The organism is Helicobacter pylori NCTC 11637 = CCUG 17874 = ATCC 43504 = JCM 12093, assembly GCF_900478295.1.
Lineage (GTDB): Bacteria > Campylobacterota > Campylobacteria > Campylobacterales > Helicobacteraceae > Helicobacter > Helicobacter pylori.
The window spans coordinates 794,706-809,670 of the sequence record NZ_LS483488.1; the positions used below are offsets into that span (position 1 = coordinate 794,706).

13 protein-coding genes and 1 other RNA gene are annotated in these 14,965 nt (G+C 37.9%); 10 read left to right on the forward strand and 4 right to left on the reverse strand.

What is annotated here, in order from left to right; genetic code table 11:
- Position 1: 1 nt before the first annotated feature.
- Together DQL14_RS04120 and DQL14_RS04125 are read right to left on the reverse strand one after the other, a co-directional pair.
- Positions 2-232 carry a FeoA family protein gene (locus DQL14_RS04120; protein ID WP_021307080.1) on the reverse strand — a complete coding sequence of 77 codons (231 nt, stop codon included), beginning with the start codon at positions 230-232 and terminating at the stop codon, positions 2-4.
- Positions 229-3,168, reverse strand: a complete 2,940-nt coding sequence (locus DQL14_RS04125; RefSeq protein ID WP_108169915.1) for a DUF3971 domain-containing protein — start codon at positions 3,166-3,168, stop codon at positions 229-231. The genes DQL14_RS04120 and DQL14_RS04125 overlap by 4 nt, the downstream gene beginning before the upstream one ends.
- Here DQL14_RS04125 and mltG point away from each other — a divergent pair.
- The 10 genes from mltG to DQL14_RS04175 all read left to right on the forward strand — a co-directional run bounded on the left by mltG (position 3,086) and on the right by DQL14_RS04175 (position 11,842).
- Positions 3,086-4,075, forward strand: coding sequence for an endolytic transglycosylase MltG (gene mltG / locus DQL14_RS04130; protein ID WP_108169916.1), 990 nt, complete (start codon positions 3,086-3,088; stop codon positions 4,073-4,075). The two genes, DQL14_RS04125 and mltG, sit on opposite strands and share 83 nt — an antisense overlap.
- A 185-nt stretch (positions 4,076-4,260) precedes the next feature.
- A complete protein-coding gene (locus DQL14_RS04135) occupies positions 4,261-4,602 on the forward strand; it encodes a 4Fe-4S dicluster domain-containing protein (protein WP_001096895.1) in 342 nt (113 codons plus the stop codon).
- Positions 4,602-5,729, forward strand: coding sequence for a 2-oxoglutarate synthase subunit alpha (locus tag DQL14_RS04140; RefSeq protein ID WP_108169917.1), 1,128 nt, complete (start codon positions 4,602-4,604; stop codon positions 5,727-5,729). The genes DQL14_RS04135 and DQL14_RS04140 overlap by 1 nt, the downstream gene beginning before the upstream one ends.
- A gap of 1 nt (position 5,730) precedes the next feature.
- Complete coding sequence (locus DQL14_RS04145) at positions 5,731-6,552, forward strand: 2-oxoglutarate ferredoxin oxidoreductase subunit beta (RefSeq protein ID WP_000885323.1); 822 nt, start codon at positions 5,731-5,733, stop codon at positions 6,550-6,552.
- Positions 6,552-7,106 carry a 2-oxoacid:acceptor oxidoreductase family protein gene (locus DQL14_RS04150; RefSeq protein WP_108169918.1) on the forward strand — a complete coding sequence of 185 codons (555 nt, stop codon included), beginning with the start codon at positions 6,552-6,554 and terminating at the stop codon, positions 7,104-7,106. The genes DQL14_RS04145 and DQL14_RS04150 overlap by 1 nt, the downstream gene beginning before the upstream one ends.
- 112 nt (positions 7,107-7,218) lie before the next feature.
- The gene (locus tag DQL14_RS04155) at positions 7,219-8,994 is read left to right on the forward strand and encodes an HAD-IA family hydrolase (RefSeq protein WP_108169919.1); all 1,776 of its coding nucleotides are present in this window, start codon (positions 7,219-7,221) and stop codon (positions 8,992-8,994) included.
- A gap of 147 nt (positions 8,995-9,141) precedes the next feature.
- Positions 9,142-9,306 (forward strand): hypothetical protein, encoded by a 165-nt coding sequence (locus DQL14_RS08495; RefSeq protein ID WP_108169920.1) that lies wholly within the window; start codon positions 9,142-9,144, stop codon positions 9,304-9,306.
- 8 nt (positions 9,307-9,314) lie between these two features.
- A complete protein-coding gene (locus tag DQL14_RS04165) occupies positions 9,315-10,787 on the forward strand; it encodes a disulfide bond formation protein B (protein WP_108169921.1) in 1,473 nt (490 codons plus the stop codon).
- A 35-nt stretch (positions 10,788-10,822) separates the two neighbouring features.
- Positions 10,823-11,138, forward strand: an RNA gene (rnpB, locus tag DQL14_RS04170) — RNase P RNA component class A.
- A 185-nt stretch (positions 11,139-11,323) separates the two neighbouring features.
- Positions 11,324-11,842, forward strand: a complete 519-nt coding sequence (locus DQL14_RS04175) for a tumor necrosis factor alpha-inducing protein (RefSeq protein ID WP_232258816.1) — start codon at positions 11,324-11,326, stop codon at positions 11,840-11,842.
- Between the two features lie 2 nt (positions 11,843-11,844).
- On the opposite strand, the gene pbp1a is transcribed toward DQL14_RS04175, so the two are convergent.
- Both pbp1a and DQL14_RS04185 read right to left on the reverse strand, forming a co-directional pair.
- A complete protein-coding gene (gene pbp1a / locus DQL14_RS04180) occupies positions 11,845-13,824 on the reverse strand; it encodes a penicillin-binding protein 1A (protein WP_108169922.1) in 1,980 nt (659 codons plus the stop codon).
- Positions 13,825-14,946: an aminotransferase class I/II-fold pyridoxal phosphate-dependent enzyme gene (locus tag DQL14_RS04185; RefSeq protein ID WP_108169923.1), complete on the reverse strand. Its 1,122-nt coding sequence runs from the start codon at positions 14,944-14,946 to the stop codon at positions 13,825-13,827.
- Positions 14,947-14,965: the final 19 nt, after the last annotated feature.

Here is a 14,965-nt window from a genome sequence, read left to right on the forward strand (position 1 = left end):
TTCACACGCTTTCTTTGATGAGAAGGTATTGCGCTTCATGGGATCTTAAAGCCACTTGAATGCGGTTGATTTTAACCGAAAGCGTGGCTTTTTTCATGGAATAATGCAAAAGAATGCATTGAACCCCTTCATGGATACCAAAAGACAGAAAGCGTTTTTTAAGAGCTTCATCGCAGTTAGCGATTTCTACGATTTCATAAACTTTGTCTTTAATGGCTTCATTGAGCGTCATTTTAATTTCCTTTTTGAATCAATGTTTTTTTTGACTTCATCCACGATGATGTCAATAGGTGTGAAAATACGGCGCAAGATTTTGAAAGGCGCTTGGATAATATCTGATGCTAAAGTGACTTGAGTTTTAGGTTTATCTAGCGTGCCTTTGACATTCACATTAGTGGTGATTTTACCTCCTTTTCCTAAGATAAGATAGCCCACAATAGGGATTTTATTTAAGACATTGCTCAAAGCCTTGATAGTGGAAACTTCTAAATTCAAATCCAATTTGTTTTTGTCTAATTCAATGATCCCATTGCCAGCAATATCAAGCGTTTTGCCGATAAGATCAATTTTTTCTAACCCTAAATATTCTTTAGTGATCCCAAAAACAACAGATCCCTTTTTGATTTGATAGCCATTAGCCCCTAAATGAGGGTTTCTAAAGACAATGAGGGAGGGAATGGTGTTGATGAGATTGACCATGTTTTGCATGAGAGCGAAATTCTTTAAGCTTGTGTTTTGGAATTTCAATTCGCCGTTGAAAACCTGATCTTCAAGAGCCCCAATAAGCGTGAATAAGCCCCCTTCTACGAAATCTTTTTGGAGGATGGTATTGATATAATCCCCGCTAAAATTATGGGCCTTAAGATACAAAGCCCCATGCACTAAATCCGCCATGATCATGCCGTTTTTATAATTGCCATCAATTTTCACTCTGTCATCTTGAGCGACAATATCAAGATTTTCTAAAGGAAAAGGCATTTTTTTATAGATTAACACGATATCTTTAGCATGGATGCGTGTAGAGATGGGGATAATTTTGTGGGCTTTTTCATAGCGTTGTTTGGCGCTAATGAAAATATCTTCATCTTGGATTTCTTTAGAGCTAGGCTTTTCTTTTCGTTCTTTTGAGAATAATCCTGCAATCGCTGGCATCTTGCTATCTAAAAAATCGTCAATACTCAAATCAATGTTATTAAGGGTAATATCCTTTTGATCCCCCTTAACTTTTATGGATATGCTTTTGCTTGGAGTATAGACAGAAATTTCATCTTTATTGATAGAGCCAAATAAAGAGAGGGAATTAAATTGACTGCCGTTGCTATGATAGATGGGTAAAGTGATTTTTAAATCCTTAGCAAAAAAATCAATATTGACAAAATCGCTCGTAGAAACTTCTAAAGAGCCATCTTCTAAGGCGAAATATTTCATAATAGGGGAATAGGGCTTGATTTTTTTCAAATCTTTGATTCTAAAAACATAGGCGTTATCTTTAAATTCGCCCTCTAATAAAAGTTGTGGCACATTCCATTGCATGTGGTTGGGGTTAGAAAAATCAAAATTCAAAGAAAGGTTTTTAAGAGTGTCTCCTGTAGCGTAGAAAACGTCTTTAGTGAATTTGTCTTCGCTCTGGGCTTTAATGGTGTCTATGATTTTTCGTCTAAAAACTTCTGAATTTTCACCCTCTTGAATAACAGAATGCAAGCTTTTTAAATCTAAAGAAAATTTAGCAGGCTGTGGGTTATCTGGGTCGTTGTTCAAGCCATAAGAACGCATGTTGATATTATTGTTAGTGTTGAATCGTATTTTATGGACTAAAGAATCTAAAGAAAGGGTTTTTTTATTCAAATCTAAAGCGATTTTAGCGTCTAAATCCAGCATGTTTTCATAGCGGGTGTGGGTAGTTTCTATGTAGATGTATTGGTATTCTTGGGTAATATCTAAGCTTATATTAGCGTTTTGCGTGTAAAGGGGGATATTATAGAGCGAGAGGGTGCCTTCTTGCAAATTAACATTGCCTTGAACGCTAAATAAAGGGGCGGTGTTTTTTAAGAATTGCAAGGTGAGTTTCAAATCCGCGCTAGATGGCATGCTGATTTTATCCAAAGGTAAAACGACTTTATAGGCGCTCAATAAATCCTTAATGCTATCGCCATAATAATTAGGGGTCGTTTTTAAAAAAATCTCCAACTTAGGGGCTTCTAACAAATTGGAAAAAGTGGCGTAAGAGCCGGTTAATTCCATGGTTTCATAAGTGATTTTTTGGGGCTGTATGAGGAGCTGTTTGTTTTTGAATATCAATTCGGTTTTATCCATTTTAATGGGCGATAAGCCATCATTAAAAACGACTGAAGGCTTCATCAAAGTGGCTTTAACTACAGAATTTTCCAAAAGTGATGGGACAAACTCGCTGGGAGTGAAATTAGCTTTGATTAAAGCGTTATCAATCTTAAAGCTAGCAAATTGGATTTTATCAAAAATCCATGTTTTTAAATTTTTTTGCGATTGGTGTTGGAAAAGAGGCTTTAAAAACGCCAGGCTTTTCATTACAGAAGTGTTAATTTTTAATTCTATGGTTTTTAAATCGGTTAGCCCTTGCAAATAAATTGCAGCGCTGGGTTCGATTAAGGGCTTGACAATCAAATTAAACGCCATTTTCCTAGCTTTGGGTGAATAGTGAGCGTTGCCATCCACTTGGACTTTAATATCTTTAAAAAGCAGATTGATGATTTTAAGCTTGATATTTTTATCATCTTCTAGGGAAAATTCCCCTTTGACTCCCGGGAATTCTAACTCGTATTTATTCCCATCAAAAAAGATATTGGCTTTGTTTTTATCATCTAAAATGATTTCTTTGACTTTAAGCTTTTCAAAATAAGACACCGCCCAGATGCCATAACGGATATTTTTAATCAGATCAGAAACTTCTAAACGCTTTTTAGTGGGTTTTTGATGGAAGAAAGAAGAGAGATCAAGGCGTTCAACTTCTAAAGAAAGCTTGTTATTAAGTTTTAAGTATAATTCAGAAATGCCAAGCTTCCCGATTTTTAAATTTTGTATGTGAATGCCGTTTGAAAGGGTTTTGTGAATGACAACTAAAAGAGTGAATACTGCCACAAACAAGATAATGACATTAAACACTTTCTTGGATACATGTTTTCTTTTATTCATCAGTATTCTTTTTTATTTAAGTATACCAATTTATCCTAACAAAGTGGTGGTTGTCCCGCAAGGTTCGCTCAAAAAAGTGTTTTTTTCTTTAAAAGAGCAAGGCGTGGATATTAACGCTTTAGATTTGCTTTTTTTACGCTTAATGGGCATGCCTAAAAAAGGTTATATTGATATGGGCGATGGGGCTTTAAGGAAGGGGGATTTTTTAGTCCGTTTGATTAAAGCAAAAGCGGCGCAAAAAAGCGCGACTTTAATCCCTGGAGAAAGCCGCTATTTTTTCACGCAAATTTTGAGCGAGACTTACCGACTAGAAACAAGCGATCTCAATCAGGCTTATGAAAGCATCGCTCCACGATTGAATGGATCTGTGATAGAAGATGGGGTGATATGGCCAGACACTTATCATTTGCCCTTAGGAGAGGACGCTTTTAAAATCATGCAAGCTTTAATCGGTCAATCCCTTAAAAAACACGAAGCTTTAAGCAAACAATGGCTTGGATACTACCATAAAGAAGAGTGGTTTGAAAAAATCATTCTCGCTTCTATTGTGCAAAAAGAAGCCGCTAATACTGAAGAAATGCCCTTGATTGCGAGCGTGATTTTTAACCGCCTAAAAAAAGGCATGCCTTTACAAATGGATGGGGCTTTGAATTATCAGGAATTTTCACACACTAAAGTAACAAAAGAACGCATTAAAACCGATAACACCCCCTACAATACCTATAAATTTAAGGGCTTGCCTAAAAATCCTGTAGGGAGCGTGAGCTTAGAAGCAATTAGAGCCGTGGTTTTCCCTAAAAAAACGGATTTCTTGTATTTTGTGAAAATGCCGGATAAAAAACATGCTTTCAGCGCGACTTATAAAGAGCATTTAAAAAACATTAATCTTTCTAATAATCATTTTTAAGATTAAGGTAAATGGGGCGTTTTTTCTTTTAAATTGAGTAAAAAGTGTTTAGTATTTTCTCATTTTAATTTTAAGTTCTTACTATTAAAGCATTTTAGATTTTATTAAAAAAGGCTTGCTACAATTTTAGGCAAATTTTGATTGCTAGGGCTTTAGAATACAGCTTTTAGCACAAAGGAGAATGAATGGCTAAAATGAGCGCTCCAGATGGGGTTGCCGTTTGGGTGAATGAAGACAGGTGTAAGGGTTGTGATATTTGCGTATCGGTATGCCCTGCTGGGGTTCTTGGCATGGGGATTGAAAAAGAAAGGGTGCTTGGAAAAGTGGCCAAAGTAGCCTACCCAGAGAGTTGTATCGGTTGCGTGCAATGCGAGTTGCACTGCCCGGATTTTGCGATTTATGTGGCTGACAGAAAGGATTTCAAATTCGCTAAAGTTTCTAAAGAAGCCCAAGAAAGAAGCGAAAAGGTTAAGGCCAATAAATACATGCTCTTAGAAGAGACTATTTTAGAAGGGAGAGGCAAATAATGCGTGAGATTATTTCTGATGGGAATGAATTAGTCGCTAAAGCGGCGATTGAAGTGGGGTGTCGGTTTTTTGGGGGCTATCCTATTACGCCAAGTTCGGATATTATGCATGCAATGAGCGTGGCTTTGCCCAAATGCGGCGGCCATTTTATCCAAATGGAAGATGAAATCAGTGGGATTAGCGTGTCTTTAGGGGCGAGCATGAGCGGGACGAAGTCTATGACAGCGAGCTCTGGGCCTGGTATTTCATTGAAAGTGGAGCAAATCGGTTATTCTTTCATGGCGGAAATCCCTTTAGTGATCGCTGATGTGATGCGTTCAGGCCCATCAACCGGAATGCCCACTCGTGTGGCTCAAGGCGATGTGAATTTTTTAAGACACCCCATACATGGGGATTTTAAAGCCGTCGCGCTCGCTCCTGCTAGTTTGGAAGAAGCTTACACAGAGACCGTTCGCGCGTTCAATTTGGCTGAAATGCTCATGACTCCTGTATTCTTGCTCATGGATGAAACCGTGGGGCATATGTATGGTAAGGTGCAAATCCCAGATTTAGAAGAAGTGCAAAAGACGACTATTAATCGTAAGGAATTTGTGGGCGATAAAAAAGACTACAAACCTTATGGGGTCGCACAAGATGAGCCGGCTGTTTTAAACCCTTTCTTTAAAGGTTATCGCTACCATGTTTCAGGCTTGCACCATGGGCCCATTGGCTTTCCTACTGAAGACGCTAAAATCGGTGGGGATTTGATTGACAGATTATTTAATAAGATTGAATCCAAGCAAGACATTATCAACGAAAATGAGGAAATGGATTTAGAGGGCGCTGAAATCGTTATCATCGCTTATGGTTCGGTTTCTCTAGCGGTTAAAGAAGCCTTGAAAGATTACCATAAAGAAAGCAAGCAAAAAGTCGGCTTTTTCAGGCCCAAAACCTTATGGCCAAGCCCGGCTAAACGCTTGAAAGAAATAGGGGATAAATACGAAAAAATCCTTGTGATTGAATTGAATAAAGGGCAGTATTTAGAAGAAATTGAAAGGGCTATGCAAAGAAAGGTGCATTTCTTGGGGCAAGCCAATGGGCGCACGATTTCGCCTAAACAAATCATCGCAAAATTGAAGGAGCTTTAAAATGGCGTTTAATTATGATGAATATTTGCGTGTGGATAAAATACCCACTTTGTGGTGTTGGGGCTGTGGCGATGGCGTGATTTTGAAATCCATTATCCGCACGATTGACGCTTTAGGCTGGAAAATGGATGATGTGTGCTTGGTGAGTGGGATTGGTTGCAGCGGGCGCATGAGCTCGTATGTGAATTGCAACACCGTTCACACCACGCATGGTAGGGCTGTAGCGTATGCGACAGGGATTAAAATGGCTAACCCTAGTAAGCATGTGATCGTGGTTTCTGGTGATGGCGATGGCTTTGCTATTGGAGGCAATCACACCATGCATGCATGCAGAAGAAACATTGATTTGAATTTTATTTTAGTGAATAATTTCATTTATGGTTTGACCAACTCCCAAACTTCGCCCACCACGCCTAATGGCATGTGGACGGTTACGGCTCAATGGGGGAATATTGATAACCAATTTGACCCATGCGCTTTAACCACCGCTGCAGGGGCGAGCTTTGTGGCTAGAGAGAGCGTTTTAGACCCTCAAAAATTAGAAAAAGTGCTTAAAGAAGGTTTCTCGCACAAGGGCTTTAGCTTCTTTGATGTCCATAGTAATTGCCATATCAATTTAGGGCGCAAGAATAAAATGGGCGAAGCGTCTCAAATGCTAAAATGGATGGAAAGCCGATTGGTGAGCAAACGCCAATTTGAAGCCATGAGCCCTGAAGAAAGGGTGGATAAATTCCCTACAGGCGTTTTAAAGCATGACACGGACAGGAAAGAATATTGCGAAGCGTATCAAGAAATCATTGAAAAAGCACAAGGAAAACAATAATGGAAGCGCAATTACGATTTACGGGCGTTGGAGGGCAAGGCGTGCTGTTAGCGGGGGAGATTTTAGCTGAGGCTAAGATCGTGAGTGGGGGCTATGGCACTAAGACTTCCACTTACACTTCGCAAGTGCGTGGAGGGCCCACTAAGGTGGATATTTTGCTAGACAGAAATGAAATTATTTTCCCTTATGCTAAAGAGGGCGAGATTGATTTCATGCTTTCAGTCGCTCAAATCAGCTACAACCAGTTTAAAAGCGATATTAAACAAGGCGGTATCGTTGTCATTGATCCCAATCTAGTAACCCCCACTAAAGAAGATGAAGAAAAGTATCAGCTTTATAAAATCCCTATCATTAGTATCGCTAAAGATGAAGTGGGTAACATCATCACGCAATCTGTGGTAGCGTTAGCCATTACCGTGGAGCTTACTAAATGTGTAGAAGAAAATATCGTGCTAGACACCATGCTTAAAAAAGTCCCTGCAAAAGTCGCTGACACCAACAAAAAAGCCTTTGAAATTGGCAAAAAACATGCTTTAGAAGCTTTGAAAAAATAAGGGGGTAACTCCTTATCTTATTTTTCTTTAGCTATAGCTTTTTCCCCTTTTTTTGTATTTTTGAAAAAAAAAAAAAATGATATAATGCTCAAATTTTACAAAGGATTCTTGTATGCGCAAATTTTTGGATGGGGCAAAAAGTGAGATTTTAAAATATGATGTGATTTCTTTTGATATTTTTGATACCCTTCTTCTAAGACCTTTCATTAAACCCACAGATTTATTTTGGTATATTGAGACTAAATATAATATTAAAGGTTTTCATCAAGCAAGGATCCTGGCAGAAATGCAATCTAGAGAAATCAGTAAAAGACAAGACATTACTCTAGATGAAATTTATCATCAAATCCCAAAAGAGTTTCATTCATATAAGGGAGTAGAAATCGCCACTGAAAAAGAGGTGCTTGTTCCAAACTTGGAGATGTTAGAACTCTATCGTTTCGCTAAAGAGAACAATAAAAGAGTGATTATTGTATCAGATATGTATTTACCTTTAGAAGTCCTTGAAGATATTTTAATTTCTAAGGGTTTTGATGGTTATACAAATTTCTATCTCAGTAACCATATAATGCTCACTAAACATTCAAAGGATTTGTTTAAGCATGTTTTAAAACAAGAAAATATTACTAATACGCAGATGTTGCATATCGGTGATAATTCTTGGGCAGATGATGCTATGCCTAAAAGTTTAGGTATAGCGACGCTATTTAGAAAAAGCGTGTTGAAACAATTAGAAGAAGTTTTTCCTAAATACAAAACATTTAATCCAACCAGTGTTGCGCAAAGTTTTATTTTAGGATCTTTATGCGTTTTTTATAAAAATTATATTCAAAAACATGAAAAATTTGATTATTGGTTTCTTTTGGGAGCGATGCAGGCAGGAATTGCAGCCGTTGCTTATTGCCAGTTTATCTATAAAGAGATTCATAAAAGAAATATTGATACTTTAGTGTTTGTTGCGCGAGATGGTTATTTATTGCAAAAAATTTTTAATATTTTATATCCAAATTCATATAAAACTACTTATGTCTATGCTCCCAGAATTTTAAAAAAAGCGGTATTTTTAGAAGTCGTAGAGGGCGAGAGTTTGGAAATTTTGCGTATTTTAGAAGGAGAAGAAGAAATTAAAAAGAAGCAAATCACCACTAACCAACAAGCATATATATACATATATAGTAATTTTGAATACTGCCGCCATTTAGCGTTAAAATGTTTAGATAATTACAGAAAATACTTGTCTTCATCAAATTTAGAGGGAAATATCGCTATTGTAGATACGATTACTTTAGGCTATTCTTCGCAAGGGTTAATCCAAAAAGCTTTAAACAAAGAAGTTTTTGGGTGCTATGTGGATCTCCTAAGAATTTTAAATTATGATTGCGTGAGTTTCTTACCTTTTTCACACCCTAAACCCATTTATTTTCATAATTGGGATTTTATGGAGTTTTTGCTAACAAGCCCTGAATACCCTATTTTAAATGTAGAAAATGGCGTTCCAATTTATCAAAAAGACGTTTCATCTTGTGAAAAACACCGCTCTAAAGCTTATGAAAAAATAGTAGAAGGGGCTGTTGGATATGCTTCATATTTTAAAGAAAGTCAAATTTCTTTAGGCATTTATGATGTGATAGAATGGGTAAATTTCTTTATTGACAATCCTAGTATTCAAGATCAAGAGCAATTTAAACAAATTTATTTTCTTCCAGATGCGACGCATAAAAACGCTCTGCCCTTGTTTTGCAACGATGTTTCTTTGTTGTCTTGTATTTTAAAACCTTCACAAAGTTATGGTATATTAAAAAGAAGCCTTAGGACAAACAAGCAAGAGAGATTGTTTAAAATATTATCTCTAATTAAAAAAATCTATGGGAAGTTAAAAAAGAAATGATAAAATTGACTCTGTTTCAATCAAATATGGATAACTAGGGCTTTCTCCCTTAATATAATTCTCTCAAAAGTTATCCACTAGATAATTTTTTTATTTATCAAATAATCCGTTTTTGAGTATAATCCTACGAAAATTTTAAGGAACGGCATGGAGTTTTTAGGACTGCTTTTGAGTCTAGCTACTATTTTGATAGCGTTTAAAAAGCCTGAAAAAGAAAATTGGGCGTTTGGGATTTTGATGGTGGTGTGGTTGGTGGAGCTTATTATTTTTATAGCCCACAGCTCTAGCGTGTTGCCTAATATGAATTTATAGGGGGATGCATGGATAAAGAAACCCGATTTTATAATCTTTTTTCTTTGGCAATTTTAGGGATTTTGATCTTTCCTGTGGGTTTGGCGAATTTTTATTTTGGCTATGTTTTGAAAGATTCGCCTTGTATTTTTTGCTGGGCGCAACGCATCAACATGATTTTAATAGGGGCTGTGGCACTTTTGGTGGTGCGTTTTGGGTTTAAGCCTAAATACATTGCCTTACTATTACTCATGGCTAGTAGCGGGTTATATGAGAGCTTTTATCATACCGGTAGCCATGCATTAGAAGATGTGGGGCAGGGATTCGCGCTCGCTATTTTGGGCTTGCACACGCAGTTTTGGGCGCTTTTTGTCTTTTTTAGCGTGGTGGTGTTTTTAGCGGTTTTGCTCTTTTTTGCCCCTAATACCCAACTTTTTAAAGATTATCCGTTAAACGCGCTCCAAAAAAGCGCTTTTTATGTTTTCTTTATGGTGGTGGGTTCTAACGCTGTGCAAGCGTTTTTCTCTACCGGGCCTTTCCCTTACATAGGCCAAAGCGATCCGGTGCGTTTTTCGTGGAATTTGAAAGAATCGGTCTGGTCTATGGAGAATTGGAATCATTTGAAATTCCCAAGAAGCGTTTTAGGCAGAAGAGATGTGGGCGAGCCTTTGAAATTGAGCGCTTTGCCTAAAGATAATGATTATGAGCGTTCGCCTTTAGAAATTACAAAAACTCTAAAGATTGAGAAAAAAGAAGAGCTTTTTTTAAAATTGAATGGAGCGATCACAGATTTGAATTTCAATGAAGACAGGGTGATCCTTACCACAGAAAACCAAGGCCTTTATCTTGTAAGTAACGATTTGAAAACCATTCATAGCCATATGGTGTTGGATAGCTATTATAGCGCGACGGTGGGGGCGTTTGTGGGGGCGGATTTTAACGAAGATGAAAACATTGTGATCATGGGTAATAATAAAACGAGCGTAGAAATCACTCCTAACAAAAACGCTAATGCGCTTAAAAACTTCCCTTATTTTTTAGAAGGGGCCAACTCTTTTGATGAAGTGGAACGCAGCCGCTTGAAAACTTCTAGGGCGAAAAATTATTATGTTAGCGCTGCAAGAAGAGGGGCTAAATTCACTTATTTAATCAGCGCTCCTAACAAGCGTTATAAGGATTTGATTATCATCTCTATGCGTAATAGCGACAAACAAGCGCATGGGGAGTTTTTACTAGAATTAGGCAATGCCAAACTTAAAGAAAAAAGGGGATTGGGCGAGTTAGTCATTAGCGCTTTGGCTTTAAAGGATAATAAGCTTTATGCGTTCAGTAAGGAATTTAACACGCTTTTAGTCATAGACCCTATAAAAGAAGAGATCCTTGAAGTTTATGGCTTGCCTAAAGAGATTAAAAATATCAGCGCTGGGGGGTTTAGAAACGATGAGCTTGTCCTTGTGAGCTATGAGAATGATAAAAATATTCTCTATACCCTTAATTTTTAAACTCTTTTAAAGCTACTTTTTTCTAATATATTAACGCATTAGAAGATGGTCGCTATTTTAGAATAGAGGAAAGTCCGGGCTACATTAGACAAAATTCCATCTAACGGATGGCTAGCGCAAGCTAAGGGAAAGTGCCACAGAAAGCAAACCGCCTTTTTAAGGTAAGGGTGAAAGGGTGGGGTAAGAGCCCACCAAAGCTAAAGCGATTTAGTTTGTTTGGGCAAACCCAATTTGTAGCAAGAAGCGCATGGTAAGTCTAAATTGATACACGCTTCGCTTGAGGAATATTGCAAAATATTTCCCAGATAAATGGCCATCCATTGACAGAACCCGGCTTATTCTAATGCTCAACTGCGTGTTGATTTTTTTAACAAAGTTTCAATCATTTTATTTTTTTTTATTTTTTTACCTAATTATTGTTTTAAATCTTAAAGATTTGTGTTACACTCTGTAAAATCAAAATCAAAGGGGATAGCGTGTTAGAAAAATCTTTTTTAAAAAGCAAGCAATTGGTTTTATGCGGATTGGGTGTTTTGATGTTGCAGGCTTGCACTTGCCCAAACACTTCACAAAGGAATTCTTTCTTGCAAGATGTGCCTTATTGGATGTTGCAAAATCGCAGTGAGTATATCACGCAAGGGGTGGATAGCTCGCACATTGTGGATGGTAAGAAAACTGAAGAGATAGAAAAAATCGCTACCAAAAGAGCGACAATAAGAGTGGCGCAAAATATTGTGCATAAACTCAAAGAGGCTTACCTTTCTAAATCCAACCGCATCAAGCAAAAGATCACTAATGAAATGTTTATCCAAATGACACAGCCCATTTATGACAGCTTGATGAATGTGGATCGTTTAGGGATTTATATCAATCCTAACAATGAGGAAGTGTTTGCGTTAGTGCGCGCGCGTGGTTTTGATAAGGACGCTTTGAGCGAAGGGTTGCATAAAATGGCATTAGACAATCAAGCGGTGAGTATCCTTGTGGCTAAAGTGGAAGAAATCTTTAAAGATTCTGTCAATTACGGAGATGTTAAAGTCCCTATAGCCATGTAGGATTAGAACAACAAGCGTTCCTCACTATCGTCTGTTCTTTTGGGGGTGGGGGTGATGGAATTAGGAGTTGAGTAGTAGGGGATTTTATCCACGATTTCTTTACGCAAGCCTTTGGGGACATCAAACTTTCTTTTTAAAGAAGGTTCAATCGCTAAAATATTACGCATGAAATACGAATACACAGGTGCACTCACAACGCCTCCTGTCGCTCCTTTGCTAATAGGCGTGTTATCGTCTCTCCCAAACCAGATCACGCTTTGCAAGGTGGGGGTAAAGCCAATGAACCAAGCGTCAATATTGTTGTTAGAAGTCCCGGTTTTACCGGCGATTTCTAAACCTTTAGTGCGAGCCAAACGCCCTGTGCCGTTTTCTACCGCATTTATCAGCACTGAAAGGGTTAAAAAAGCCTGTTCTTTGGAGGTGATCTTTTTGGTTTCCATAGGCGTGAAAGTTTTGACATCGTTTTGTTGGTTAGTGATGCTTTCAATGAGCATGGGTTTGAGCATGGTGCCGTAATTAGAAAATAAAGAATACTTTTCAGCCGCATCAATGGGTGAGATAGCAAAGCTCCCTAACACGATAGACAAGTCCTTAGGGAGGTTTTTAAACCCCATATCGCTTAAAGATTGATAAATTTTTTCAAAGCCAAGCTGATCGCTTAAATTGATCGTGGCTAGATTTAACGAATGGCTTAAGGCTTCTTGCAAGGTTACAAGCCCTAAAAACTTGCGAGAATAATTGCTGGGGTGCCATGCGTGGTTTTGTTCGCTGTTTTTACTATAATTGCCATTTTCAAAGTTTCGCGCGGTATCAGGGATTTTGGAAGTGGTGGAATAGCCATTATCAAAAGCGATTTGATACACAAAAGGCTTTATCGCGCTCCCAAACTGCCGTTTGGCTTGCGTGGCGCGATTGAAAGCGCTTTTTTTATAATCAATCCCCCCCACTAAAGCTAAAATCTTACCGGTGCTCGTGTCTGTAACTATCATGCTGGCGTTCAAGTTGTCTTCATCTTCATCAGAGGCGTTAGTTTTTGGCTTTTCTTTAGCGATTTTTTCTAAGATTTTTTGATGCCCAAAACGCAAGGACTCTAACGCTAAGCGTTGGTAATCCAAATCTATCGTGAGCTTTATGGTATAGCCTTGAGTTTTTAACCCGTCTAATTGATCCAATTGCTTCAACACTTCATCCACGACATAGGGAGCGATATTTTGCGTGGAAGTTTGGTTATAGACGATTGGCACTTCATTGAGAGCGCCTTTGAGCTCGTTAGAAGAAATCCAGCCTAAAGAATACAACCGCCTTAAAATATCATTAGCTCTAGAGAGTGAAAATTCTAAATTTTTGGTAGGATCATAAAAACTCGGAGCCCTAGGCAAGGCGACTAACATGGTGATTTCTTTAAGCGTGAGTTTGTCAAGGGGTTTTTTAAAATACCCTAAACTTGCGGTTTTCACGCCATAATACCCATGCCCAAAAAAAGTTTGGTTCAAATAACGCTCTAAAATTTCTTCTTTGCTTAAGACTTTTTCAATGCGTAAAGAAATGATAGCTTCTTTGAGTTTTCTGGTTAATGTTTTTTCTCGCGTGAGCACCATGTTTTTAACGAGTTGTTGGGTTAGAGTGCTGCCCCCTTCAGTGTAACGACCGCTTTTAGCGTTTTTAATCATAGCGCGCATGATAGCGTCTAAATTGATCCCCCCATGTTCAAAAAAGAGGGTGTCTTCTACCGCTAAAAGGCTTTCAATAAATCGTGGGGGGATTTCTTCAAAACGCGCATAAAAACGGAATTCTTTATCATAGATATTAGCGATCAAACGCCCTTTTCGGTCTAGAATCTGTGAAGCGATACCCGGGCGATAATCTTTAATCTTAGCAATATCTTTATCCGTAGTTACCCAAACTTGAGCGATAAGAATGGCTAACAACCCTATGATGATCAAAAATAAAACGATAAAACCATAAAAAATCTTTTTTAGCATTTAATCACTCTTAAAAGAAGATTGTATTTTAGAATAATTTAAAAGGGTGTTCGCAAGCTCTTTAGTGTCTTCTAAGCTGTTTTTAAGGGATAAAGAGACTCGTAAAAGGGGTTTAGAAACCGTAGGAGGGCGGATAGCTCCCACTAAAAACCCCTTTTCTTTCAAAAAATGATGGGCGTTTAAAAGAGCAAGATTGCTTTCAAATTCTAAAGTAAAAAATCCTGCGAGCGTTCTAATACCTAAAGTTTCAAAAATAATCTGTTGGTGTTTGCTAAGCTCATTTTTTAATTCTTGTTTTTGCGCGATAAAGTATTCTAAATGAGCCAAAGTCAAAGCGGTGTCTAACAGGCTTAAAGCGGTGGTGTAAATCACGCTTTTAGCGCGATTGGTTAAAAACTCTATGGTTTGTAAAGGGGCTAAAATACACGCCCCATAGCTCGCAAGCGCTTTAGAGAAAGTGCTGAGTTTAATGATTTTGTCTTTTTCTTTGATGCGATAATATTCTAAAAAACCCAATAAATTCTCGCCGATAGTCCCAAAACTATGGGCTTCATCAACGATTAAAAAAGCGTTAGGGATCTCTTGAGTGATTGCATAAAAATCATAGGGAGCGACGCTTGCATCCATAGAATAAACCCCTTCAATGGCTATGAATTTGAGCTTATTTTTAGGAGCGTTAAAGAGTTTTTGTTGTAAATCTTTAGCGTCATTGTGCGAGAAAAAAACCACTTGATCAGGCTTCGTTTTGGTGCTAAAAATACCGCTTGCATGGTAGTGTTCGTCCATGAATAAGAGGGCGTTTTTGACTAAAAGAGTGTCTATTAAAGCCAGATTACCCAAAAAACCACTCCCCACTAAAAGAGCGCTTTCAAACCCCAACAAATCCGCTAATCGTTCTTCTAATTCTGCATGCAAAGGGTGGTAGCCATTCACTAGCATGGAAGCCTTGGGGGAATGAGAAACAAAGGATTGGAGCTTATTAAAAGCGTTTTGAAGCAAGTCTTTTTTAACGCTCAAACCCAAATAATCATTAGAAGCGTAATCCTTTAATGAAGAGTCAAACAACTCTCTTTTGCGGTATCGTTTGGCATGGCGTAGGGCTTCTAAAGATTTAGAAAACATCAAAACACTTCATTGAATG

Bases quoted from the DNA above. Each gene is read 5' to 3' on its own strand.
- DQL14_RS04120 (WP_021307080.1), bottom strand. From the start codon at position 232: ATGACGCTCAATGAAGCCATTAAAGACAAAGTTTATGAAATCGTAGAA.
- mltG (WP_108169916.1), top strand. From the start codon at position 3,086: ATGACAACTAAAAGAGTGAATACTGCCACAAACAAGATAATGACATTA.
- DQL14_RS04175 (WP_232258816.1), top strand. From the start codon at position 11,324: ATGTTGCAGGCTTGCACTTGCCCAAACACTTCACAAAGGAATTCTTTC.
- DQL14_RS04140 (WP_108169917.1), top strand. From the start codon at position 4,602: ATGCGTGAGATTATTTCTGATGGGAATGAATTAGTCGCTAAAGCGGCG.
- DQL14_RS08495 (WP_108169920.1), top strand. From the start codon at position 9,142: ATGGAGTTTTTAGGACTGCTTTTGAGTCTAGCTACTATTTTGATAGCG.
- pbp1a (WP_108169922.1), bottom strand. From the start codon at position 13,824: ATGCTAAAAAAGATTTTTTATGGTTTTATCGTTTTATTTTTGATCATC.
- DQL14_RS04165 (WP_108169921.1), top strand. From the start codon at position 9,315: ATGGATAAAGAAACCCGATTTTATAATCTTTTTTCTTTGGCAATTTTA.
- DQL14_RS04135 (WP_001096895.1), top strand. From the start codon at position 4,261: ATGGCTAAAATGAGCGCTCCAGATGGGGTTGCCGTTTGGGTGAATGAA.
- DQL14_RS04155 (WP_108169919.1), top strand. From the start codon at position 7,219: ATGCGCAAATTTTTGGATGGGGCAAAAAGTGAGATTTTAAAATATGAT.
- DQL14_RS04145 (WP_000885323.1), top strand. From the start codon at position 5,731: ATGGCGTTTAATTATGATGAATATTTGCGTGTGGATAAAATACCCACT.
- DQL14_RS04185 (WP_108169923.1), bottom strand. From the start codon at position 14,946: ATGTTTTCTAAATCTTTAGAAGCCCTACGCCATGCCAAACGATACCGC.
- DQL14_RS04150 (WP_108169918.1), top strand. From the start codon at position 6,552: ATGGAAGCGCAATTACGATTTACGGGCGTTGGAGGGCAAGGCGTGCTG.
- DQL14_RS04125 (WP_108169915.1), bottom strand. From the start codon at position 3,168: ATGAATAAAAGAAAACATGTATCCAAGAAAGTGTTTAATGTCATTATC.